Here is a 23,606-nt window from a genome sequence, read left to right as displayed (position 1 = left end):
TGAAGGCAGGATCTGTGCCCCTCCTTCGAGATTCAATGTGGGAGCAAGGCTTGCCCGCGATGGGGTGGCACATTCAACATCGCTGCAAGCTGTCCCACCGCCATCGCGAGCAAGCTCAGCTCCCACAGAGGATTTGTGCTGAAGGCAGGATCTGTGAACATCCTGCTTCTACATCAGGTTTTGTATCCTGGCATCAGGTTTGGTGTTGGAAGGCATAGTCGCGTTCGACCTTGCACACCCTCGTATGGCAATGGGTATACCAGGTGGAGCGGCCGCGCTCACGGATCGCGCTGTGTTCGGGATGCTGCTTCCAGGCCAGGATCGCCGCTTCATCGCTCCAATAGGACACGGTAATCCCCAGACCATCTTCGCCACGCGCCGATTCGACACCGAGAAACCCCGGCTGCTCTTGAACCAAGGCCAGCATACGCTCGGCGGCTTCGGCGTAGCCTTGGTCCCCCTCGGTGCGCAGGGAGGTGAAAATCACCGCGTAGTAGTGGGCGCTCATGGCGTTGTCCTGGCGCAGGCTTCGACAAACGCGCTGACCAGCGGCGGCACGCACCCTTCCAATGCGGCACGTTCTGGCTGGAACAGCGTGGCGACATAGAACGGATGATCCCGCAGCTCCACCGCTCGCAGGCCTCCGGCCGAGTCCCGGGCCACGGGGTGCAGGCGCTGCTTGAGCAAATCCTCTTCAAAGTCCGGGTTGACCCCGAAGCGACAATGGTAGCCCTCGAATACCATCAGGCGGCCATAGGCCTTGGCAATCAACGAGTCCGCCTCGAGTTGCAGGCTGTCGATGGTTTCGACCAGCGCGCAGCTCAACGGCGTCAACAGCGCCCGTTCAGCCTCGGGATCGGTTTCGCCATGGGCGGCGTCGGCCCAACCCATCACGTTACGGGCGAATTCCAGCACAGCATGTTGAAAACCACCGCAGGTGCCCAGGAAAGGGCGACGCTGTTCGCGGGCAAAACGAATCGCCTGCAAGGCGCCGGCTTCGTTTTGGTAGGGGCTGCCCGGCACGCACCAGATACCGTCGAAATCCTCCAGCACTGCGTTGTCGGTGATGAGCGGCGTTGCCAGCCATTGGATGCGGATGTCATGGCCGGTTTTCCCGCCGGTCAGCTCAAGTGCGATGGGGATCGCCCGGTGAGCGGTGATATGTGGGTCGTGGTCGCCGACCAGGGCGATGTGTAAAGGACGCTGTTTTTCCATGAGAGACTCGCCGCTTGTTGATTCCTGGTCGCCACTATAAATTGGCGTTCACGCAATCAATATTGGCGTTTATCCAAGTGATCAATGCAGCAGCGCACTATCGTCTGGACTATCCCGACCTGTCCCTGATCCTCGCACTGGTCCGTGGCGGCACACTGGCCCGGGCCGCGCGGCTGCTGCAGGTGGACGTGTCCACGGTGTTTCGTTCGGTACGTCGGCTGGAGGCGGCCCTGGGCCAGCCCTTGTTCGAAAAAAGCCGTGCCGGGTACTTGCCCACGGGCCTGGCCCAGGCACTGGCCGAACAAGCCGAGCGCGCCGAACAGGCCTTGGAGGCGGCGCGGGTGGGGGTGGAGCTGGGCGGCGAGGTCATCAGCGGGACGGTACGCCTGACGTGCAGCGACTCGGTCCTGCAAGCGTTGCTGCTACCTGCGCTGGCGCGCTTCATGCCCGCTTATCCGGCGTTGACCCTTGAGCTGAGCACCTCGAACGACTTCGCCAACCTGAGCCGCCGCGATGCCGATATTGCGTTACGCCTGACCCGTACGCCGCCGGAACACCTGGTCGGTCGAAATCTGGGCAATGTGGCTTACCGGGTATGCGCCAGCGCCACCTACCTGCGCTCGGCGAATACGGATGACCTGGCTTCCATGACTTGGATCGCGCCGGACGATTTTCTCCCGGATCACCCCACCGTGGCCTGGCGCCGTCAGCATCTACCCGGCGTGGTGCCCGCCTATCGCTGCAACAGCATGCTCTCGGTCACCGAACTGGTGCGAACCGGCTTGGGTGTGGCGGCGCTGCCGGACTTTCTGATCGATGAACACCAGGGCCTGATACCCCTTGGCGAACCGCTGGAGGGGTATGACACAGCTCTGTGGCTCCTGACCCGCCCCGACTGCCGGGCCTTGCGCTCGGTGGTGACCTTGTTCGATGAGCTGGGGCGCAATCTGCGCTGGCGCTGACTTTTAACGGGCAAGGTGTGCATGGCTCAATGGATGACGTTCCCCCAACGGTTATAGTGCCTTGAGCACCAGCCCTTGGCAGAGAACATCACGATGACGAAGTCTTCCCAACCCACTCCCGCCGCACCCGTTGACCACTTGCGCTTTCATCGCCCTCACGCGCATCTGGCGCCGACCTTTGGCAATGACCGCTTTGCGCTGAGAGCGGAGGCGTTCGCGCGTTTTTTCGGGACGCCGATGTTCCTCGGAGCGCAAACCCTGATCGTGCTGATATGGGTCAGCCTGAACCTGGTGGGGGTCTTTCATTTTGATGCCTACCCGTTCATTTTGCTGAACCTGGCGTTCAGCCTGCAGTCGGCCTATGCCGCGCCGCTGATTTTGCTGGCGCAAACCCGCCAGGCCGCTCGGGACAAAGCCCAGGCGGAAGCCGACGCTCAGCATCGTGAAGCCTTGGCCATCGCCAACAGCGAGCGCCAGGCCCAGGCCGCGCAGAATACGGCGCAGTTGCTTGAGTTGTTGGAGCAGAACACCCGCCTGACGGAAATGACCAAGGCATTGACCGAGCGTATCGACAACTTGACCACTGAAATGCACCAGAAGGTCGTGCACAACCCATCGGTGCAGTAACCCTACATTCCAGGACTTCCTGATCAAGCCTGGTAACGGCTCAGGAACATGTCGAGGGCCGATTCGATCACCTGGGCCTGCTCATCCTGGGTCAGGCTGGGTTGCCCCATCGAAACCTGCGGCCAGAAGGCGAACGTCTTGAGCAGCCCATGCATTTGCTGGGCGGCAAATGCCGGCTCCGCGGGTTTCAGCCGACCATCGGCCTGGGCTTGGCGAATCCAGGCCGTCAGGCCTTCTTCACGCTGGCCCATGCGCGAAACCATGTCCTGGGCACGCTCCGGGGAATGAATGGTTGCGGCGATGGCGATGCGTGCCAGGTCGAGGAAGTTCTCGTCCGCCAGCATATGCAGTTTGGCTTGCAGCAACGTTTGAAGCTGTTCCCGTAGCGGCTTTTGCGGGCTGTAGGGCATGTCCTGTTCTGCGGTAATGCTGTTCCATAACCGATTCAGAATTTCGGCAAACAATTCTTCCTTGCTCGGAAAATGGTTATACACCGTGCGCTTCGATACGCCGGCAGTCGCCGCGATCTTGTCCATGCTGGTGATCTCGAAACCGCTGCTACGGAATTCAGCAATCGCGGCCTGGAGGATGGCTTCGCGTTTTCGCTCGGTAAGGCGCTGCGGTACGGTCATGGGCAATTCGTCGGTTGAGATGAGAGAACTTACACTCGGCAGTTTACTTGCTCCCGGGATTCATGCAATCTAGAAACTACACCGAGTGGTGTAGTTTCTAGAGTCAAGCGGCTGAGCGTGCATGCAACGGCCATCCAGCGTCCCACAACGGCGAAGCGCAATTGCGCCGACGCCCTTGGAGTTATCGCACCATGACCATTCCCTCTCTTTCGACCGACAATCCGTCCGCCCATGACGCATCCCGGCATGAACAGGGCAAGTATCGCAATCATGCCTTCACGCCTCGGGAAGGTTTTGGCACCACCCTGCGCATCATCTGGAACCTGATCTTCCACAAGCCGCGCACCACTCGGCCTTCGGGCGCCATCGAGGTTCAAGCGCTGACGCGCGCTGCGCTGCTGGCGGCGCCGAACAACAGCGTCTTCCGCCTGGGCCATTCCACCCTATTGCTCAAGCTGCGGGATAAATTCTGGCTGACAGACCCGGTGTTCTCCGAGCGTGCCTCACCTGTGCAATGGGCCGGCCCTAAGCGTTTTCATCAGCCGCCCATCAGCCTGGAAGAATTGCCGCCGATCGAAGCGGTGATTCTTTCCCACGACCATTACGACCACCTCGATCATCAGGCCATCCTCCAGCTGGCGGCCAAGACACGCCACTTCCTGGCGCCCCTTGGCGTGGGCGACACCCTGATCAAATGGGGGGTCGACGCCAGCAAGGTGCGTCAGCTGGACTGGTGGCAAGGTACCGAGGTGGACGGTATCGAATTCGTTGCCACGCCCTCCCAGCACTTTTCCGGGCGCGGCCTGTTCGATAGCAACAGCACCTTGTGGGCCTCGTGGGTGATGATCGACGACGCCACGCGAATCTTCTTCAGCGGCGACACCGGCTACTTCGAGGGTTTCAAACGCATCGGCGAGCGATATGGTCCCTTTGACCTGACGCTGATGGAAACCGGCGCCTATAACGTCGATTGGCCCCACGTCCACATGCAGCCGGAGCAGACCCTGCAGGCTCATATCGATCTCAAGGGCCGTTGGCTGCTGCCGATCCACAACGGTACGTTCGACCTGGCGATGCATGCCTGGTATGAACCCTTCGATCGCATCCTGGCCCTGGCCTGGGAGCGCAATGTTTACATTGCCACGCCGCAAATGGGCGAAGCATTCACCCTGACGCAGCCGCAACGTGGCCGCGCCTGGTGGCTGGACGTGGAGCCCTCGGCGTACCAGGACCAGGCCGGTATCGCATAGCACTCACAGGATTGGTGTTATTCAATCATTGCGTAATCGGAGCGCCCCATCGGGTCCGGCGTCGCACCCTTGATGTTCATGCCGCGCCCCGGTGCGAAGCCGGGGAAGAACACCAGGCCCTCGGCTTCCAGGCGAAAGGCCAGGGCCAGGCGAGTGACATCGAGCAACTCGCCGCCAGCCTCGAAGCGGCGGATGGCCTGGACCGAGACGCCGGATTGGCGGGACAGCTCCTCGACACTCCAACCCAGCATGGCTCGCGCCTGTGCACTGTGGGCGGGGGTGAATTGATAGACAGCGATGCGTTCCAGGGTGGTTTTGATTGCGAGAGAGGCCATGGGGGGCTCCAAAGCTATGGGATTAAAAAATACTGTGTTTTTGTACAGTTGTTTTGAATCCCGATCAATCTCATTTTTTTGATCAATGACCGGCGGTCTTCTCCAGCCAGGCGCTCGGGGCGTGACCCAGTACGCGACGAAACATCGTGGAGAATGCCGCAGGGCTGTCGTAGCCCAGGTCCAGGGCGATTCGGGTCACTGAATTGCCTACGGCCAATCGGGACAATGCCGACATCACGCAGGCTTGTTGTCGCCATTGGCTGAAACTTAACCCGGTTTGCTGGCTGAACAGGCGGTTGAACGAGCGCAGGCTGATATGCAATTGCGCCGCCCATTGCGCGGGCGAGACGTGGGCGTCCGGGCGTTTCAGAAATGCCTGGCACAGGCCGAGCAGGCCCGGGTCTTGAGGCAGTGGAAGGTGCAGTGGCAGATGGGCGCTGCGCAGCAGTTCGTGCAGCAGCAGATCGATCAGTGCACCATCGCGTCCAGCCTCATCGTAATCCGGCGCAAGCTCCACGGCTTCCATCAGCAACTGGCGCATCAGGGGCGACACGCTGATGACCTGGCAACGGGCGTCCATGGTCGTTACCGCGGCCGGTTCGATATACAAACTTCGAGTGCTGACGCCCAGCATCAGTACCTCATGGGCAACCCCGGGCGGAATCCACACCGCCCGTTGCGGCGGCACCACCCAGTTGCCGTCTGCCGTGCTGACCTGCATGACTCCGGTGGCGCCGTAGAGCAACTGCGCACGGCGGTGGGTATGGCGCGGCAACCGATGACCGTCGGGGTAATCCGTGCCGATAGCCACTACTGGCCGTGGCGTGTCCTCCAGCAGGTCAATCGAAACATTGCGCATCGAGCGGTATCCAACGATTGGCGTAAACGCAAACATTATTGGCTTGCTTGCTGAAGCAGGCCAAGCCCCATCGCTCTATCGTCGGCCTCTCTCAATTAACGGAAGCTGCGCGATGTCCTACCTCTTGTTGGCACTCTTCGGCTGCATGACTGGCGTCACCGCTGTGTTGTTCGGCTTCGGCGGCGGATTCGTCGTGGTGCCCTTGCTATACCGCATGCTCACCGCCAGCCACGGCGCTGACGACCCTATCGGCCAATCGGCGATGCACATCGCCGTGGCCACCTCGACCTGCGTGATGATCGTCAACGCGCTGATCGCCACCGCCAAGCATCACCGCGCCGGTAACCTCATTCGCCACTACGTGTGGCCGTTGGGCGGCTTCATTGGCCTGGGCGCTATTGTTGGCGCCGTTGCCGCGATGTGGGCGAGTAGCGAAGTCATTCGCTATGCCTTCATCGCTTATCTGGGTGTAACCATTCTGGACTGCTTGTTCAGACGCGGTTTTCTGACACGGGCTGACGCTGTAATCCCACGGCGATTGGGCAGGACGGAGGTATCGGCAGGCGGAATCAGCATCGGCGCCATCGCCACTTTTCTGGGTGTGGGTGGCAGTGTCATGACGGTGCCGTTATTGCGTCGTTGCGGGTTGAACATGTCGCGCGCGACGTCCATGGCTAACCCGTTGAGTTTGCCGGTTGCGGTGGCCGGGACGCTGACTTACATGGCCATGGCCGGGTTTACCGAGTTTGATTTGGGGCAGTGGTTTGTCGGGTATGTGGATCTGCAGGCGTTTGCGGTTTTGACACTAGGCTCGTTAGTGGGGATTCGATTAGCTACGCCATGGATCGGGCGGATACCGGATGGGGTTCATGCCTGGGTTTATATTGGATTGTTGGTCATTGTGATGCTGGGCATATCGATACAATAAATCGCAGCATGGTGTTGCTCGATATCTTGTTAAGGAGGGTGGCATGTCGATATCTGACGCTGACTGGAAGCATTACGAGGAACTCCGCGATCTGGCGCTGGAGCGCTTCTGCCAAGGCGTACTTTCGGATGCCCAGACGGTGGCCCAGAACGGAGCTTTATCTGCTCACGCTCGATATCGCACGCTCTACGGCCTCATGCGAGATCGGGACAAGAGCTTGGCGATGGCGTTCAACTAGGTCGACGTCGAGACATCTCTTTATCTTTGAGATTGCTGATTGCGTACGATCTGCTGAGCGATCAGGAGTTGACGATTCTGAGTGAGGAATTACGTGAAAGGGTCTCTGATGCTGTTCGCCAACCCTTCGAGATTGAATGGGCCGACGACGCCTAGCGTTTCTAATATTTTCCGAGAGTTTGAATGCTGATCTTCAACTGCACCGAAGCGGCCTGCAACTTTTTCAGCCGTGTGAGCAAAGGTAAGAAAGTCACCCCGGTAGAGAAACCACCATCACCTGTTATCGAGGGCGATGAGCTAGGTGAGCTCGACGAACAGTGGCTGGTGCACGTGATCACCGTGCAGCGCAAACATGTGTTGTTCGTCATCCACGTGCAAACCCGTTACTGCATGATTTTCGCTGGTGCTAAAAAAGCGGACGTCGAAGGTTTTGTTCAGCGATTTTCCGAGCGATGGATCAATGGCCTGATGCGCCACGCAGGGCAGCATGATCTTCTTCGCTGGGTCGATGACGAACCGATGATGGAGCGCTTCCAGGAAAATTGTCGTGAGTACATCTTTTATAAACGTGGCCACCGTGGTGCGCAAAAGCACCTCAACGAGATTTCCTGGATTTTTGAGGACTGTGCCGCCGAATGGGGCACGTTACCCTCAGATGAGTTCTCTGCAGGGCGCTTCGACGGCAGTATGAATGACACCCCGAGAAGCAGTAAGGGACATAAGGACTATTACTACCCGGACGAAGAAATGATCGTCCACTGGTTGCGGCGTTATGGCGGTTTGGATGAGTCCGCCGCCCAGGCCGCACGTGAGCGGCGCATGGAAGTGAAACGGGAGATGCGGGCGTTCGAACGTCAACTTGCTCAAGACGCGCAATGAAGAAGGCCTAGCGCCACGGCTAGCCTAGGCGAAGTCACTTATCGGCCAGCCCCGGCGCCTCCCGAACAATGAAGTGATCCAGATTCTCGATATTGGCACTGAACACCCCGAACGTTTCTTCGGGGTTCTTCTTGCTCGGCACCTGTTTCAACTCTGGCGTCACGCCATAAAAGAAGCAATACAACGGCGCGTCACTGTCGACGGCATGCTTGATCTCTTGCAGGAACGCTTTGCGCTTGCGGTAGTTATCGATCAGCTTCTTGCTCAGGTAAACGTTGACCGAGTAGGGCTTCTTCTTCGCCTCGTCCGGCTGCTTGAACCAGACCTTGGGTTCGAAGTCGATGCGAAAGCTTTGCGTGTAATCCTTGATCTCCTTGATCTTGCCCCAGTAAATCAAGCCCTTGTTGTCCTGCAAATACTCGATCTTCTTGAAGAACGATCCATAGGGCGCGGTGTGTTCGCCAATCTTCAACAGCTTGCGCTTGAGCAGGTCCTTATCTGCGAAGTTCGACACAAAACACTCCACCGGGTGGGCGAAGACGCTGGTCTTGTCGGGTGTCGAATCATGGGCGGAATGGGCGTCATCACCGTGGGACGATAGGGTGGGTGACGTAGGCCGAGTCGCTGCTTCAACGTCCTTCGACTGATCGGACGGCTTGCGCACGTACTGACGCCGAGTCAGCAACAGCTCCGACGGAAAATGCTCCTCGCGGTCGTCATCCGTTTCCGCCTCAATACTCTCCGCACCCAACCCCGGTGTTTTCGGACTGACGTAAGGACAGCCCTCGATATGCTGGGTCGTTGGCTGATTCTTGAAATGTGGCGTGCGGATGTAATTGACGTTCTTGGCGTTGAACGTCGTCAGCCGATTGTCCTCATCAAACGCCGCCCGACAGGCATCGTTGGGGCACTGAAAGCGCTCCTTGGCCGAATCGAAGGCCATGGTCTCGTCGAAATTCAGATCCCGAACGTCATAGATCGAAAGCTTGGTATCGAGGCTGAGGCAGTAGGCGGTATCGAATTTCATCGGGGCTCGCGTCCATGAGAGGAAGTGTATTAATACCGAAGGACGCGGCGGGCTGCACCCAAAGTTTCAACACACCACAAACCAGCTGTGGGAGCGAGCTTGCTCGCGATTCCCAAAACCAACCCCGCCATCAAGCCTGCCACCCACCTGCGCCCTGATATCAACCTGTGGCGAGGGGGCTTGCTCCCGCTGGGTTGCGATATAGGTAGTCCGTTCCGCAGTTTCGTACTCAAGGAAATCGATATCATAATGCTGGTTTTTAGCTCGATAACGTGGCCTCTAGATATTTCGAATAGAAATAGGTGGAGATCGATTTTCCATTTTTGGGTATGTCATCAACATGGATTGGGATGATCTGAAGGTTTTTATCTTCGTCGCTAAATCGAACAACGTGACCGAGGCCGGAATCTCGCTCAAGGTTTCGACCTCGACGGTGTCGCGCAAGATCGCGGCGCTTGAGGAATCGCTCGGTACGGTATTGTTTTCGAAGAAGACTAGCGGCTACTTCCTGACTGAAGCGGGAAGGGCGTTGCTGCCATTGGCACTGGAAACGGAGGAGCGTTTCAAACTGATCGAGCGGCAGATGTCGCAACCGGGTGATCGGATGGCGGGACAGGTGCGCATTGATTGTCCGGAGCTAATGGGCACGCACTTGATCATTCCGCAACTCGCGGTATTTCATGATCAGCACCCCGAGATCAGCTTCGACTTCATCAACTCGGCGGTGTCGTCGAAACTCACACAGAGCCACAGCGACATCATTATCCGCTTGCGCAGACCGGAGAACGGTAACTTCACCATGCGCCGGGTCGGGACACTGAAGCAGGGGCTTTTCTGCTCCCAGGCTTATGCCGATGCCAACGGTCTGCCGGCCGAACCCGCCGACCTCAAGCACCACAGCCTGATCGGCTGGACCGAAGAAATGTCGTATATGCCGCTCGCCCAATGGTTGAACGAAATGGCCGGAGACCAGAGGCTGTGGATGCGCGTTTCAAACCTGAATGCGCAGCTCAAGGCAGTCGAGGCCAATCTGGGGATTGCCGCGCTACCCATCTATGTCGGACATCAGTCCGGTCTGTGCCAGGTGTTGGCCAATCGCCGTGCGCGCAGCTCGGAAATCTGGCTGCTGCGCAATCAGGCTACCCAGGGTGTGAGCCGAGTTGATCGAGTGGTGGAGTATCTGACGGAGCTGTTTCACGGCAAAGCGGTCGGCATGCACTGACGGCCGTCTTACCGCGAGGGGAAAGCGACAATTCCGTGGTGCTGGGTCATGGGAGCCTCCTTAAAGCGGGCCGATGCGCAGGAAAATCCATACAGCAACCGCTATCAACATCAGGCCGAACGCAGCGTTCTGAAACATCAGCAATTTTGGACGGGATTGGATCAGTTTCTGCACGGTCGAGCCCATCGAGACCCAGATGACGTGCGAGAAGAAGTTCAGCGAAATCAGCGCCGCACTGAGGATCAACACGACAGTGCTGCTGGTCTCGCCAGAAGGCATGAACGTGGAAAACATCACCAGCAACATCACGATCCCTTGCACGTTGCCCAGCTGTACAACAATGCCGTCCCGAAATTGCAGGTGCATGGCCTTGTCGGTGGGCGTCTTCAGTGGACGACGCAGCATGCGCACACCCAGCCACAAGATGTAGAAACTACCCGCCACTTGCAGCGCCCATACCAGCGTCGGATTGTTCGTCAGCGTGTGATAAAGGCCTAAGCCGACCAGTACGGCGATCAGGAAGTAAGTAATGTCGAGCCCAACGATAAACCGCACCGAGCGACGCACACCGCTTTGCGCACCCGACGTTGCCACCATCAAGTTGCCAGGGCCTGCACTCAGGGTCAGCGGCACCATGGTCGATAGCCAAAGCAACCAGTTGATGCTGAAAATTTCTTGCATGTTGTCTTCCTTAATCACAACGCGGACTGAACTCCGGCAAGTCTAATTCGCAGTTGCTTCTAAGGTTATAGCGAAGAGCGCAAGGCGGTTTCCCATAAATGGGGGGAAGCGGGGTACGGAGGAGGGCGGTCCCCGTTACCTTTAGGTGAACCGACGTTTCGGAGAGGCCAGGGTGAGGGCCAATCGAGGCGACACAGCGTCAATGCTAAGTTTTTCGTAGGGTAAAGGTAGCGCGCCTATCCTGGAGTTAAACGCGGTTTGGTTCTGTAGAAGACAAAAAACCCCGTTTTCACGGGGTTTTTAGTTACGCGTGGAGCCTAGGATTTTTCTTTCGAATCAATCCCAGCTCAAAGCCCCACCGGTCTGATACTCAATCACCCGAGTCTCAAAGAAATTCTTCTCTTTCTTCAAGTCCATGATTTCGCTCATCCAAGGGAACGGGTTAGTCGTCCCTGGGTACTCTTCTTTAAGGCCAATCTGCGACAGGCGACGGTTAGCGATGAACTTGAGGTAGTCCTCCATCATCGCCGCGTTCATGCCCAGCACACCGCGAGGCATGGTATCGCGGGCGTATTCGATCTCCAGTTGGGTCCCTTGCAGGATCATCTGGGTCGCTTCTTCCTTCATCTCGGCATCCCACAAGTGTGGGTTTTCGATTTTGATCTGGTTGATCACGTCGATGCCGAAGTTCAGGTGCATGGATTCGTCGCGCAGGATGTACTGGAACTGCTCGGCGACGCCGGTCATTTTGTTGCGGCGACCCATGGAGAGGATCTGGGTGAAGCCGCAATAGAAGAAGATGCCTTCCAGGACGCAGTAGTAGGCGATCAGGTTGCGCAGCAGTTCTTTGTCGGTGTCCGGGGTGCCGGTTTCGAACTTCGGATCGGAGATCGAACGGGTGTATTTCAGGCCCCAGGCGGCTTTTTTCGCGACCGATGGGATCTCGTGGTACATGTTGAAGATCTCGCCTTCATCCATGGCCAGCGATTCGATGCAGTACTGGTAAGCGTGGGTGTGGATCGCCTCTTCGAACGCCTGGCGCAGGATGTACTGGCGGCATTCCGGGTTGGTGATCAGGCGGTACACGGCCAGGACCAGGTTGTTGGCAACCAGGGAGTCGGCGGTGGAGAAGAAGCCCAGGTTGCGCATCACGATGCGGCGCTCGTCGTCGGTCAGGCCTTCCGGGTTTTTCCAGAGGGCGATGTCGGCGGTCATGTTGACTTCTTGCGGCATCCAGTGGTTTGCGCAGCCGTCCAGGTACTTCTGCCAGGCCCAGTCGTATTTGAATGGCACGAGCTGGTTGAGGTCGGCGCGGCAGTTGATCATGCGCTTTTCATCGACGGCGACACGGGCGGAGGCGCCTTCGAGTTCGGCGAGGCCTTCGGCGACGTCGAGTTTGTCGAGGGCGGCCTTGGCGCGAATGATCGCGGCCGAGTCGCTGGCTGTCACGGCCCGGGCTTCCAGGGCAGCGGCACCGCCGGCGCTGTCGAGGCGGTCCATGTTGGCTTCAGAAGCGTGGCCGGCGTTTGCGCCTTTTACAGCAACTTCGCCGTCTTCTTTGTCGAATTCGTCCCAGCTCAGCATGACGTGTCGTCTCCTGCGTGAGGGCCAGATGCCCGATGAAGGCCTACTGGCCGCGGTGGATCTTGAAAAATCGTTTGTTGCAGCAGCTGACGCAGGCAATAAACAGAAAAATGTACGGGTCATTCCGGAGCGGCTGTGAACGCGAGGAGGCGATTGGCCTCTGCGTGGGCTCCAGGTAGGCGTGATCCCCTGTAAGGGAATATTGCAGGCCCGTTTAACGCGGCATTATAAGGACTTTTTTGCCTACGTGCTGCGACGAAATAGCTCACAGAAGGGGTAGTGGGCGGCATATCCGCATGGGAGCGAGGGTTTACAAGGCTTTGGCCGCTGAAGATTTTTTTTGCATGGATCGTATTGCAGTTTTTTTTGATCAAAAAACGAGCGTTTTTTGCGTGTTTGCACTACATGTTGTGTTTGCGGAGGGGTTTAAGCGGTTCTAGACACAACCAGGCCCGATCGAAACCGGGCCGTGGAAAATGTCAGTAATGATCAATCGATATGGGCCGAACCGGTGTGATCGCTGCCGTCGCTAGCCACCGCGGTGGGGTCAGTGTTGGCGTGATCGTCACTGGCGATCGTGGCGGAATCCGTCTGGTCGTAACCCTTGATCGCGGCTGCGGAACCGGTGCGATCAAAACCGTCGGCGGCGAAAGTATTGGTGGCCAGCACGGACAGGGCAAGGGCGAAGATCAATCTGCTTTTCATTTGGTAGTTGTTCCTGGTTCGATGACGTTGATCAGCCGTTGGAGCAGCCATTGCCCATGACGCTGTAGCGCAGGATGTGGCGTTGGCCCTTGGAATCGTCGTATTCCATCTTCGCCGGGACCACTTCGCAGACGTTCGGGATTTCGCTCATGGAGATGACTTTGGCGATGTCCAGGTGGGTGGAGTAGGTGTACTCCTCGATGGCCGGTTTTTGCTGTGCAGCATCGGTCGGGAGCTCGTCTGCCATCGCGGTGGCGCAAAGGCTGCCGAGGACCAGAACCCATAAAGCTTTCATCTAATTCACCTTTCTTGAAGTCGAGTGGGGTCACGCAACCTTTTTAGGGTTGCGTGTGGAGCTGATATTGGAAGTTTGATTAACGGCCTTCGTGGGGGCTGTGTTGCGCTAATCGTGTTTGCCGGTTGGCGAGGTGGATTTTAGAAGGTGAGGGTGGGGGTAAACAGACTCGGTTTTGATAAACACTGTTGGTTGATCTGGTAATAATCGACTGGGAGTCGGTGGCTGTCTGGTGAATTGATATTGGATGGGCAGGCGCTATCGCGAGCAAGCTCGCTCCCACAGGGGATTTGGTGGATTGCACGTTAGTACCGACATTTTGTAGGGACTTGTTACTACCATCGTCGAATGGTTCTATAGGCCCGCCCCGGGCTACAACGGGATCATACAAAAACAACTATTCACCGAGGTAAGAAAGATGAGTGCGGCTTCTGTGTATCCCGTTCGTCCCGAGGTTGCGGCCAATACGCTGACTGACGAGGCGACCTACAAGGCCATGTACCAGCAGTCGGTCGTCAACCCGGACGGCTTCTGGCGCGAGCAGGCCAAGCGCCTCGATTGGATCAAGCCTTTCACCACGGTGAAGCAGACGTCCTTCGACGATCACCATGTCGACATCAAGTGGTTCGCCGACGGCACCCTGAACGTTTCCTACAACTGCCTCGACCGTCACCTGGCCGAGCGCGGCGATCAGATTGCGATTATCTGGGAGGGCGATGACCCTGCCGAGAGTCGCAACATCACCTATCGCGAGCTGCATGAAGAAGTCTGCAAGTTTGCCAACGCCCTGCGCGGCCAGGACGTGCACCGCGGCGACGTGGTGACCATCTACATGCCGATGATCCCTGAAGCCGTGGTCGCGATGCTGGCCTGTGCCCGGATCGGTGCGATTCACTCGGTGGTGTTCGGCGGTTTCTCGCCTGAAGCGCTGGCAGGCCGGATCATCGACTGCAAATCCAAAGTGGTGATCACCGCCGACGAAGGCGTTCGCGCTGGCAAGAAGATCCCGCTCAAGGCCAACGTCGATGACGCGTTGACCAACCCGGAAACCAGCAGCATCCAGAAGGTCATCGTGTGCAAGCGCACCGGTGGCGGCATCAAGTGGAACCAGCACCGCGACATCTGGTACGAAGACCTGATGAAAGTGGCCGGTACCGTTTGCGCGCCGAAGGAAATGGGTGCCGAGGAAGCGCTGTTCATCCTCTACACCTCCGGTTCCACCGGCAAGCCCAAGGGCGTGCAGCACACCACGGCCGGCTACTTGCTGTACGCGGCGCTGACCCATGAGCGGGTGTTCGACTACAAGCCAGGCGAGGTCTACTGGTGCACCGCCGACGTGGGTTGGGTCACCGGCCACAGCTATATCGTCTACGGCCCGCTGGCCAATGGTGCGACCACGCTGCTGTTCGAAGGCGTGCCGAACTACCCGGACATCACCCGGGTGGCCAAGGTCATCGACAAGCACAAGGTCAGCATTCTCTACACCGCGCCGACCGCCATCCGCGCGATGATGGCCTCGGGCACCGCCGCCGTCGAAGGTGCTGACGGCAGCAGCCTGCGCCTGTTGGGTTCGGTGGGTGAGCCGATCAACCCGGAAGCCTGGGACTGGTACTACAAGAATGTCGGCAAGGAGCGTTGCCCTATCGTAGATACCTGGTGGCAGACCGAAACCGGTGGCGTGCTGATCAGCCCATTGCCAGGCGCCACGGCGTTGAAGCCAGGTTCGGCCACGCGTCCGTTCTTCGGCGTGGTGCCGGCGTTGGTGGACAACCTCGGCAACCTGATCGAAGGCGCGGCCGAAGGCAACCTGGTGATCCTCGATTCGTGGCCAGGCCAGGCGCGTACGCTGTACGGCGACCATGACCGCTTTGTCGACACCTACTTCAAAACCTTCAGCGGCATGTACTTCACCGGTGACGGTGCGCGTCGCGACGAGGATGGCTACTACTGGATCACCGGTCGGGTGGATGACGTGCTCAACGTGTCCGGCCACCGCATGGGTACTGCCGAGATCGAGAGCGCCATGGTCGCCCACCCGAAAGTCGCCGAAGCGGCGGTGGTCGGTGTGCCGCACGACATCAAGGGGCAGGGCATCTACGTCTATGTCACCCTCAATGCCGGCGAAGAAACCAGCGAGGCCCTGCGCCTGGAACTGAAGAACTGGGTGCGCAAGGAGATCGGTCCGATTGCTTCGCCGGATGTGATCCAGTGGGCACCGGGGCTGCCGAAAACCCGCTCCGGCAAGATCATGCGCCGCATCCTGCGCAAGATCGCCACGGCGGAGTACGACGGGTTGGGTGATATCTCCACCCTGGCTGATCCGGGTGTGGTGGCACATCTGATCGAGACGCACAAGACCATGAACGTTGCCTGACGGTAACCCGTAAAACCGAAAAGCCCCGCCCGGCAGTGCCGAGCGGGGCTTTTTTATTAGGCTTTTGTGGGAGCAAGGCTTGCCCGCGATGAAGGCGATGCGGTCTTGCAGAAATCGAGGCGTCTGTTTCGCGAGCAAGCTTTGCTCCCACAAAGCCTTGGTTCTAAACCTCTGCCGGGATGAGCCCTCTGCCAAAGTGTTTTGTGTTCGGCTGGTATGGTCTGCGAATAAATATCGACCTTCAAAGTAGGAGGTGTCTGAGCGTTACCGGTGTTTCGAAATGTGTAACCAAAGGCGCCACAGCGGGGCGATGTGAAACGCCAAGCCCCATTACAGGGCGGTTCCAGGCGTCTCCCAAAATAAGCCGACACGCTGTGCTTGCCGGATTAGAAGGGTTTGCGAATAATGGGCCCGCTATTTGCAGCATAGATCGGTTTCCCTTCTTTTGCTCTTGCATGAATTTGCGGAGCTGTCAATGCGCTCGAACAGCTTTCTCGGTGCTTCTGTAATTTGTTGTCGCATTGAAGAAATATCGGCTTCGGGCCTGTCGTTAGAATGCCGATCACTCGCTCGTCGTGGCTCGTGTTGAATAAAACGTGAGCTTCCTAGGACGCAGCACCAAAGTTCGTTTCACCCATTCGCATATTGGGCTGTTGCTCACTCTGCCGTTTTTGCCCTTTACCGATGGAGTCCCAAGATGAAGAAACTTGTGCTGCTTGGCGCCCTGGCACTGTCCGTGCTGTCCCTGCCGACCTTCGCTGATGAGAAGCCCCTGAAGATTGGTATCGAAGCGGCTTACCCTCCGTTCGCCTCGAAAGCTCCGGATGGCAGCATCGTCGGTTTCGACTACGACATCGGCAATGCGCTGTGCGAAGAGATGAAGGTCAAGTGCGTGTGGGTCGAGCAAGAGTTCGACGGCCTGATCCCGGCGCTCAAGGTCCGCAAGATCGACGCGATCCTGTCGTCCATGTCGATCACCGAAGATCGCAAGAAGTCGGTTGATTTCACCAACAAGTACTACAACACCCCGGCCCGTCTGGTGATGAAGGCCGGTACCCAGGTCAGCGACGGTCTGGCCGAGCTCAAGGGCAAGAACATCGGCGTGCAGCGTGGTTCGATCCATGAGCGTTTCGCCCGTGAAGTCCTGGCTCCGCTGGGTGCCGAGATCAAACCATACGGTTCGCAGAACGAGATCTACCTGGACGTGTCCGCTGGTCGTCTCGACGGCACCGTGGCAGACGCTACGCTGTTGGATGACGGCTTCCTCAAGACCGATGCTGGCAAGGGCTTCGCGTTCGTCGGCCCGGCCTTTACCGACGTCAAGTACTTCGGCGACGGCGTCGGCATCGCGGTGCGCAAGGGCGACGCGTTGAAGGACAAGATCAACGGCGCGATCGCGGCCATTCGCGAGAACGGCAAGTACAAGCAAATCCAGGACAAATACTTCGCTTTCGACATCTACGGCAAGTAACGACGTCCCGCCACTCGTGCGAAATGGCGCAAGCAACAGGATCTCTGCGGTTTGCGCCATTTTTTCATCCCACTTTCGAGGACCTGAATCATGTTGAAAGGCTACGGGGCTGTCATCCTCGATGGCGCATGGTTGACGCTTGAGCTCGCCTTGTCGTCCATGGCCCTGGCCATCGTCCTGGGGTTGATCGGCGTTGCGTTGCGCCTCTCTCCGGTGCGCTGGCTGGCGTGGCTGGGCGACCTGTATGCCACGGTCATTCGCGGCATTCCCGACCTGGTGCTGATCCTGCTGATTTTCTACGGCGGCCAGGACCTGCTCAACCGCGTGGCGCCGATGCTCGGTTACGACGACTACATCGACCTGAACCCGCTGGCGGCCGGTATCGGTACCCTGGGCTTCATCTTCGGTGCCTACCTGTCGGAAACCTTCCGCGGTGCCTTCATGGCGATCCCCAAGGGGCAGGCCGAGGCGGGCATGGCGTACGGCATGAACGGCTTCCAGGTGTTTTTCCGGGTGCTGGTGCCGCAGATGATTCGCCTGGCGATCCCGGGCTTCACCAACAACTGGCTGGTGCTGACCAAGGCGACCGCGCTGATTTCGGTGGTGGGCCTGCAAGACATGATGTTCAAGGCCAAGCAGGCGGCAGATGCCACGCGCGAGCCTTTCACCTTCTTCCTCGCAGTGGCGGCGATGTACCTGGTGATCACCAGCGTCTCGTTGCTGGCATTGCGTCACCTTGAGAAGCGCTACTCGGTAGGCGTAAGGGCGGCTGATCTATGATCTTCGACTACAACGTCATCTATGAAGCCTTGCCGCTGTATTTCAGTGGCTTGTTGACCACCCTGAAGCTGTTGGCCCTGTCGCTGTTCTTCGGTCTGTTGGCGGCGTTGCCCCTGGGGCTGATGCGGGTGTCCAAGCAGCCGGTCGTCAACATGACGGCGTGGCTCTACACCTACGTGATCCGCGGCACGCCGATGCTGGTCCAGCTGTTCCTGATCTACTACGGGTTGGCGCAATTCGCGATCGTGCGTGAAAGCTTCCTCTGGCCGTGGCTGTCCAGCGCGACCTTCTGCGCCTGCCTGGCGTTCGCCATCAACACTAGCGCCTACACCGCCGAAATCATCGCCGGCAGCCTGCGGGCCACGCCCAACGGTGAGATCGAAGCGGCCAAGGCCATGGGCATGTCGCGCTACAAGCTGTATCGCCGGATCCTGCTGCCATCGGCCTTGCGTCGGGCGCTGCCGCAATACAGCAACGAAGTGATCATGATGTTGCAGACCACCAGCCTGGCATCCATCGTGACCCTGATCGACATCACCGGTGCCGCGCGCACGGTGAACGCGCAGTACTACTTGCCGTTCGAGGCCTACATCACGGCCGGCGTTTTCTACCTGTGCCTGACCTTCATCCTGGTGCGCCTGTTCAAACTGGCCGAGCGCCGCTGGCTGGGTTACCTGGCCCCGCGCAAGCACTGATAACGCATCGATCCGATCGACTGCTCAACGACTGACGTTTTGTGAGAACCGACCGCATGTACAAGCTTGAAGTCCAAGACCTGCATAAACGCTATGGCAGTCACGAAGTGCTCAAGGGCGTGTCCCTGAAAGCCGCCGCTGGCGATGTGATCAGCATCATCGGCTCCAGTGGCTCCGGCAAGAGTACTTTCCTGCGTTGCATCAACCTGCTTGAGCAGCCCCACGCCGGCAAGATCCTGCTCAACAACGAAGAGTTGAAGCTGGTGGCCGGCAAGGACGGCGCGTTGAAGGCCGCGGACCCCAAGCAACTGCAGCGCATGCGTTCGCGGCTGTCGATGGTGTTCCAGCATTTCAATCTGTGGTCCCACATGACTGCGCTGGAAAACATCATGGAAGCGCCGGTGCATGTGCTGGGCGTGTCCAAGGCTGAAGCGCGGGAGAAGGCCGAGCACTACCTGAACAAGGTTGGCGTGGCTCATCGCAAGGATGCCTACCCGGGCCATATGTCTGGCGGCGAGCAGCAGCGTGTGGCGATTGCCCGTGCGCTGGCGATGGAGCCGGAGGTGATGTTGTTCGACGAGCCGACCTCGGCTCTGGACCCGGAACTGGTAGGTGACGTGCTCAAGGTGATGCAGGCCCTGGCCCTGGAAGGCCGGACCATGGTGGTGGTGACCCACGAAATGGGCTTTGCCCGTGAAGTGTCGAACCAACTGGTGTTCTTGCACAAAGGCATCGTCGAAGAAAGCGGCAACCCGCGCGAAGTGCTGGTCAATCCGCAATCCGAGCGCTTGCAACAATTTCTGTCGGGCAGCCTCAAGTAATCGCTCCCGTTACGCACCTGATTTGGGTCATGCTGCGCACCGTGCGCCAGATGGTCTAATTTGGTTGCAGCCGCTTTTGGCTTTAACACTGTTTTCGCTTCGGATCGCCCGCCATGACTGCCCATCGAATAGGTTTCCTGATTTGGCCCAGCACTAAAGCCTTGACGCTGGCGCTGGCCGAGGAGGCCTTGCGTGTTGCTCAGCGGGTGCATCCGGATGTGGTCTACGAACTGTCGTTCTTGCAGGCCGAACCACCGGCCGATGGCGCCTGGCAACTGCCGGGCGAGCCTTGGGCCGGCAAGCTCGAAGGTTTCCAGAAGCTGTTCCTGCTGGCCGATGAGCCGCCGGCTGCGCTGGCCTCACCCTTGAGCAGCGCCCTCAAGCAACTGGTGCGTGCCGGTTGTGTGATCGGCGGTTTGTCTGCCGGTGTCTATCCCCTGGCCCAACTGGGGTTGCTCGACGGTTACCGTGCCGCCGTGCATTGGCGCTGGCAGGACGATTTCTCCGAGCGCTTCCCCAAGGTCATCGCCACCAGCCATCTGTTTGACTGGGATCGCGATCGCCTGAGCGCTTGCGGCGGGATGTCGGTACTCGACCTGTTGCTGGCGGTGCTGGCCCGCGATCACGGCGCGGAACTGGCCGGTGCGGTGTCGGAAGAATTGGTGGTCGAGCGCATTCGCGAGGGTGGCGAGCGTCAACGCATCCCGTTGCAGAACCGCCTTGGCTCCAGTCATCCAAAGCTCACCCAGGCGGTGCTGCTGATGGAAGCCAACATCGAAGAGCCGCTGACCACCGACGAGATCGCCCAGCATGTCTGCGTATCCCGTCGGCAACTGGAGCGGATCTTCAAGCAATACCTCAATCGCGTGCCCAGCCAGTATTACCTGGAGCTGCGTCTGAACAAGGCCCGGCAGATGCTGATGCAGACCAGCAAATCCATCATCCAGATCGGCCTGTCTTGCGGCTTCTCCTCAGGGCCACACTTCTCCAGCGCCTACCGCAACTTCTTCGGCGCCACACCGCGGGAAGACCGCAACCAGCGACGCAGCAGCAGCCCGTTCGAGTTGTCCTCGGTGCCGTCCGAGCGCGGGTAGGGCAGGCACAACCTCTCTGTGGCGAGGGGATTTATTGTGGGAGCAAGATCTGTGGGAGCAGGACTTGTGGGGGGGGGGGCTGGACTTGTGGGAGCAAGGCTTGCCCGCGATACAGGCGACGCGGTCCTTGGTGAACCGAGGTGCCTGCATCGCGAGCAAGCTTTGCTCCCACAGATATATTCCTCGCCGCACGTAGATGCCGACACCTCAAATCCCGCGACAACGTTTAAACTGCGCCTTTGCGACGCTATTTGTCGCATTGCCGTAAACCCGCGAAAAACGTGGGTTGGCGCTATAAGAAGTTGTCGCTTGGCGGCAAGGCCGGGCTGAAAACTGTCCTTACAATCCTTACCAAGCCCGCCAGTTCCAGGCGGGTGTTCCTCATCAGGAGACTCCGATGTCCGTTGAGCAAGCCGCGGTACAACGCGCCGATTTCGACCAGGTTATGGTTCCCAACTATGCACCTGCTGCCTTCATACCTGTGCGTGGCGCCGGTTCCCGCGTATGGGACCAATCCGGTCGTGAGTTGATCGACTTTGCTGGCGGTATCGCAGTCAACGTACTGGGCCATGCCCACCCGGCGCTGGTCGGTGCACTGACCGAACAGGCCAACAAGCTGTGGCACGTGTCCAACGTATTCACCAACGAGCCGGCCCTGCGCCTGGCCCATAAGTTGGTCAACGCGACCTTTGCCGAGCGCGCGTTTTTCTGCAACTCCGGCGCCGAAGCCAACGAGGCCGCCTTCAAGCTGGCCCGTCGCGTCGCGTTCGATCGTTTCGGCAGCGAAAAATACGAAATCATCGCCGCGCTCAATAGCTTCCACGGTCGTACCCTGTTCACCGTCAACGTTGGCGGGCAGTCGAAGTACTCCGACGGCTTCGGTCCTAAAATTACTGGCATCACCCACGTTCCTTACAACGACCTGGCTGCTTTGAAAGCCGCTATTTCGGACAAGACCTGCGCCGTGGTGCTGGAGCCGATCCAGGGCGAGGGCGGTGTACTGCCGGCCGAGCAGGCCTACCTGCAAGGCGCCCGCGACCTGTGCGATGCCCACGACGCATTGCTGGTGTTCGACGAAGTGCAGACCGGCATGGGCCGCAGCGGCCACCTGTTCGCCTACATGCATTACGGCGTGGTCCCGGACATCCTCACCAGCGCCAAGAGCCTGGGCGGTGGTTTCCCGATCGCGGCGATGCTCACCACCGAAGCGCTGGCCAAGCACCTGGTCGTCGGCACCCACGGCACCACCTATGGCGGTAACCCGCTGGCCTGCGCGGTGGCCGAAGCCGTGATCGATGTGGTCAATACCCCTGAAGTGCTCGCGGGTGTCAAAGCCAAGCATCACAAGTTCAAGGCTCGCCTGGAGCAGATCGGCGAGAAGTACGGCCTGTTCACCCAAGTGCGTGGCCTGGGCCTGCTGATCGGCTGCGTGCTGAACGACGCCTGGAAAGGCAAGGCCAAGGACATCTTCAACGCCGCCGAACAGGAAGGCCTGATGATCCTGCAAGCCGGCCCGGACGTGATTCGCTTTGCTCCGAGCCTGGTGGTGGAAGACGCCGATATCGACGAAGGCCTGGACCGCTTCGAGCGGGCCGTGGCGAAGTTGACCCAAGCCTGATTTCAGACTTGACCGGCTCCATTGTGGGAGCCGGACTTATGTGGGTGCAGGTTTGTGGGAGCAAAGCTTGCTCGCGATGCGGGTGCCTCAGTTCACCAAGGACCGCGTCGCCTGCATCGCGGGCAAGCCTTGCTCCCACAAGCTTTACTCCCACAAACCTGCTCCCAAATTTAAGTCGGTGGGGGAGTTGGGCCCGGTATTTTTTCTCTGTGTATCGACCTGACGGTCGAACCCTTTATTTCAAGTTAAGGAGTGACACCATGCTGGTGATGCGCCCCGCGCAAATGGCTGATCTGGGCGAGGTACAGCGTCTGGCTGCGGACAGTCCGATCGGTGTCACTTCCTTGCCGGATGACGTGGAACGCCTGAGCGACAAGATCGCCGCAAGCGAAGCCTCGTTCGCCGCCGAAGTCAGCTTCAATGGTGAAGAGAGCTACTTCTTCGTCCTTGAAGACACCGCGACCGGCAAGCTGGTGGGCTGTTCGGCCATCGTCGCTTCGGCCGGCTATTCCGAACCGTTCTACAGCTTTCGCAACGAGACCTTCGTTCACGCCTCTCGTGAGCTGAAGATCCACAACAAGATCCACGTGCTCTCCCAGTGTCACGACCTGACTGGCAACAGCCTGCTGACCAGTTTCTACGTGGTGCCGGAGCTGGTGGGTTCGCCATGGTCGGAACTCAATTCCCGCGGGCGCCTGCTGTTCGTCGCCAGCCACCCGGAACGGTTCGCCGATTCGGTGGTGACCGAGATCGTCGGCTACAGCGATGAGAATGGCGACTCGCCGTTCTGGGATGCCATCGGTCGCAACTTCTTCGACCTCAACTACGCCGCCGCCGAGCGCTTGTGCGGGCTGAAAAGCCGTACTTTCCTCGCCGAGTTGATGCCCCATTACCCGATCTACGTGCCGCTGTTGCCGGACGCCGCCCAGGAAGCCATGGGCCAGGTCCATCCGCGGGCGCAGATCACCTTCGACATCCTGATGCGTGAGGGTTTCGAGACCGATCACTACATCGACATCTTCGACGGTGGTCCGACCCTGCATGCTCGTGTCTCGGGCATCCGCTCGATTGCCCAGAGCCGCGTGGTGCCGGTCAAGATCGGCGAACCGGTCAAGGGGGCCGGCCGCCAATACCTGGTGGCCAATGCCCAATTGCAGGATTACCGCGCCGTGCTGCTCGAGCTCGATTACGCGCCGGGCAAACCCGTGACGCTGGACATGGAAGCGGCCGAAGCCTTGGGCGTCGGCGAAGGCGCCAGCGTGCGTCTGGTAGCCGTATAACGCTTTACAGCTGAGTTTCGCGGGTGGCGTGAGCG

25 protein-coding genes are annotated in these 23,606 nt (G+C 59.1%); 15 read left to right on the top strand and 10 right to left on the bottom strand.

Translation table 11 applies throughout. From position 1 onward, the window contains the following. Positions 1–193 precede the first annotated feature (193 nt). The gene (locus F7R20_RS29750) at positions 194–508 is read right to left on the bottom strand and encodes an antibiotic biosynthesis monooxygenase family protein (protein WP_003204837.1); all 315 of its coding nucleotides are present in this window, start codon (positions 506–508) and stop codon (positions 194–196) included. After that, complete coding sequence (locus F7R20_RS29745) at positions 505–1,215, bottom strand: CTP synthase C-terminal region-related (seleno)protein (protein WP_003204835.1); 711 nt, start codon at positions 1,213–1,215, stop codon at positions 505–507. The genes F7R20_RS29750 and F7R20_RS29745 overlap by 4 nt, the downstream gene beginning before the upstream one ends. A 14-nt stretch (positions 1,216–1,229) precedes the next feature. On the opposite strand from F7R20_RS29745, the gene F7R20_RS29740 reads away from it, so the two are divergent. Then, a complete protein-coding gene (locus F7R20_RS29740) occupies positions 1,230–2,177 on the top strand; it encodes a LysR family transcriptional regulator (RefSeq protein WP_033028142.1) in 948 nt (315 codons plus the stop codon). Between the two features lie 93 nt (positions 2,178–2,270). Next, the gene (locus tag F7R20_RS29735) at positions 2,271–2,804 is read left to right on the top strand and encodes a DUF1003 domain-containing protein (protein WP_003204831.1); all 534 of its coding nucleotides are present in this window, start codon (positions 2,271–2,273) and stop codon (positions 2,802–2,804) included. A gap of 23 nt (positions 2,805–2,827) precedes the next feature. Here the strand turns inward: F7R20_RS29735 and F7R20_RS29730 are convergent, their stop codons facing one another. Then, complete coding sequence (locus F7R20_RS29730) at positions 2,828–3,436, bottom strand: TetR/AcrR family transcriptional regulator (RefSeq protein WP_003204829.1); 609 nt, start codon at positions 3,434–3,436, stop codon at positions 2,828–2,830. Between the two features lie 191 nt (positions 3,437–3,627). Here F7R20_RS29730 and F7R20_RS29725 point away from each other — a divergent pair, with 191 nt between their 5' ends. Next, complete coding sequence (locus F7R20_RS29725) at positions 3,628–4,686, top strand: MBL fold metallo-hydrolase (protein WP_003204828.1); 1,059 nt, start codon at positions 3,628–3,630, stop codon at positions 4,684–4,686. Positions 4,687–4,703: 17 nt separating this feature from the next. Here the strand turns inward: F7R20_RS29725 and F7R20_RS29720 are convergent, their stop codons facing one another. Continuing rightward, on the bottom strand, positions 4,704–5,021 hold the full coding sequence (locus tag F7R20_RS29720) for a helix-turn-helix domain-containing protein (protein ID WP_003204826.1): 318 nt from the start codon (positions 5,019–5,021) through the stop codon (positions 4,704–4,706). Between the two features lie 82 nt (positions 5,022–5,103). Then, positions 5,104–5,880, bottom strand: coding sequence for an AraC family transcriptional regulator (locus F7R20_RS29715; protein ID WP_003204824.1), 777 nt, complete (start codon positions 5,878–5,880; stop codon positions 5,104–5,106). A 112-nt stretch (positions 5,881–5,992) separates the two neighbouring features. Between F7R20_RS29715 and F7R20_RS29710 the strand changes: the two genes are divergently transcribed. From F7R20_RS29710 to F7R20_RS29700, 3 genes are all read left to right on the top strand, one after another. Next, a complete protein-coding gene (locus F7R20_RS29710) occupies positions 5,993–6,808 on the top strand; it encodes a sulfite exporter TauE/SafE family protein (RefSeq protein ID WP_003204821.1) in 816 nt (271 codons plus the stop codon). A gap of 43 nt (positions 6,809–6,851) precedes the next feature. Further along, positions 6,852–7,046 carry a hypothetical protein gene (locus tag F7R20_RS32150; RefSeq protein WP_306460659.1) on the top strand — a complete coding sequence of 65 codons (195 nt, stop codon included), beginning with the start codon at positions 6,852–6,854 and terminating at the stop codon, positions 7,044–7,046. 182 nt (positions 7,047–7,228) lie between these two features. Then, on the top strand, positions 7,229–7,924 hold the full coding sequence (locus F7R20_RS29700; protein ID WP_003204818.1) for a DUF6933 domain-containing protein: 696 nt from the start codon (positions 7,229–7,231) through the stop codon (positions 7,922–7,924). Between the two features lie 34 nt (positions 7,925–7,958). On the opposite strand, the gene F7R20_RS29695 is transcribed toward F7R20_RS29700, so the two are convergent. Then, the gene (locus tag F7R20_RS29695) at positions 7,959–8,951 is read right to left on the bottom strand and encodes a hypothetical protein (RefSeq protein WP_003204816.1); all 993 of its coding nucleotides are present in this window, start codon (positions 8,949–8,951) and stop codon (positions 7,959–7,961) included. Positions 8,952–9,291: 340 nt separating this feature from the next. Between F7R20_RS29695 and F7R20_RS29690 the strand changes: the two genes are divergently transcribed. Next, positions 9,292–10,173, top strand: coding sequence for a LysR family transcriptional regulator (locus F7R20_RS29690; protein ID WP_003204815.1), 882 nt, complete (start codon positions 9,292–9,294; stop codon positions 10,171–10,173). Between the two features lie 60 nt (positions 10,174–10,233). On the opposite strand, the gene F7R20_RS29685 is transcribed toward F7R20_RS29690, so the two are convergent. The 4 genes from F7R20_RS29685 to F7R20_RS29670 all read right to left on the bottom strand — a co-directional run bounded on the left by F7R20_RS29685 (position 10,234) and on the right by F7R20_RS29670 (position 13,438). Continuing rightward, the gene (locus tag F7R20_RS29685) at positions 10,234–10,854 is read right to left on the bottom strand and encodes a LysE family translocator (RefSeq protein ID WP_003204813.1); all 621 of its coding nucleotides are present in this window, start codon (positions 10,852–10,854) and stop codon (positions 10,234–10,236) included. Positions 10,855–11,190: 336 nt separating this feature from the next. Further along, positions 11,191–12,438, bottom strand: a complete 1,248-nt coding sequence (locus F7R20_RS29680; protein ID WP_003204812.1) for a ribonucleotide-diphosphate reductase subunit beta — start codon at positions 12,436–12,438, stop codon at positions 11,191–11,193. 489 nt (positions 12,439–12,927) lie between these two features. Continuing rightward, on the bottom strand, positions 12,928–13,143 hold the full coding sequence (locus F7R20_RS29675; protein WP_003204810.1) for a hypothetical protein: 216 nt from the start codon (positions 13,141–13,143) through the stop codon (positions 12,928–12,930). Positions 13,144–13,174: 31 nt separating this feature from the next. After that, positions 13,175–13,438 carry a DUF2790 domain-containing protein gene (locus tag F7R20_RS29670; RefSeq protein ID WP_003204807.1) on the bottom strand — a complete coding sequence of 88 codons (264 nt, stop codon included), beginning with the start codon at positions 13,436–13,438 and terminating at the stop codon, positions 13,175–13,177. A 418-nt stretch (positions 13,439–13,856) separates the two neighbouring features. Here F7R20_RS29670 and acs point away from each other — a divergent pair, with 418 nt between their 5' ends. From acs to aruF, 8 genes are all read left to right on the top strand, one after another. Beyond that, positions 13,857–15,812, top strand: a complete 1,956-nt coding sequence (gene acs, locus F7R20_RS29665) for an acetate--CoA ligase (protein WP_003204805.1) — start codon at positions 13,857–13,859, stop codon at positions 15,810–15,812. Positions 15,813–16,509: 697 nt separating this feature from the next. Further along, the gene (locus F7R20_RS29655) at positions 16,510–17,283 is read left to right on the top strand and encodes an ABC transporter substrate-binding protein (RefSeq protein ID WP_003204802.1); all 774 of its coding nucleotides are present in this window, start codon (positions 16,510–16,512) and stop codon (positions 17,281–17,283) included. 90 nt (positions 17,284–17,373) lie between these two features. Next, positions 17,374–18,063 (top strand): ABC transporter permease, encoded by a 690-nt coding sequence (locus F7R20_RS29650; RefSeq protein ID WP_003204800.1) that lies wholly within the window; start codon positions 17,374–17,376, stop codon positions 18,061–18,063. Beyond that, positions 18,060–18,758 carry an ABC transporter permease gene (locus F7R20_RS29645; RefSeq protein ID WP_003204798.1) on the top strand — a complete coding sequence of 233 codons (699 nt, stop codon included), beginning with the start codon at positions 18,060–18,062 and terminating at the stop codon, positions 18,756–18,758. Before F7R20_RS29650 ends, F7R20_RS29645 begins: the two co-directional genes overlap by 4 nt. 56 nt (positions 18,759–18,814) lie before the next feature. Next, positions 18,815–19,579, top strand: coding sequence for an ABC transporter ATP-binding protein (locus F7R20_RS29640; RefSeq protein WP_003204797.1), 765 nt, complete (start codon positions 18,815–18,817; stop codon positions 19,577–19,579). Between the two features lie 113 nt (positions 19,580–19,692). Beyond that, positions 19,693–20,673 (top strand): transcriptional regulator ArgR, encoded by a 981-nt coding sequence (gene argR / locus F7R20_RS29635; RefSeq protein WP_003204794.1) that lies wholly within the window; start codon positions 19,693–19,695, stop codon positions 20,671–20,673. Positions 20,674–21,070: 397 nt separating this feature from the next. Continuing rightward, positions 21,071–22,291, top strand: a complete 1,221-nt coding sequence (locus F7R20_RS29630) for an aspartate aminotransferase family protein (protein WP_003204792.1) — start codon at positions 21,071–21,073, stop codon at positions 22,289–22,291. A gap of 260 nt (positions 22,292–22,551) precedes the next feature. Beyond that, entirely contained in the window at positions 22,552–23,571 is a 1,020-nt protein-coding gene (gene aruF, locus F7R20_RS29625; RefSeq protein ID WP_003204790.1) for an arginine/ornithine succinyltransferase subunit alpha, read from the top strand. Positions 23,572–23,606 lie beyond the last annotated feature (35 nt).

Source organism: Pseudomonas brassicacearum subsp. brassicacearum, assembly GCF_008801605.1.
In the GTDB taxonomy this organism is placed as follows: domain Bacteria; phylum Pseudomonadota; class Gammaproteobacteria; order Pseudomonadales; family Pseudomonadaceae; genus Aquipseudomonas; species Aquipseudomonas brassicacearum.
The sequence above is the reverse complement of the archived record's forward strand: the minus strand, read 5'-3'. Positions and strand labels throughout refer to the sequence as shown.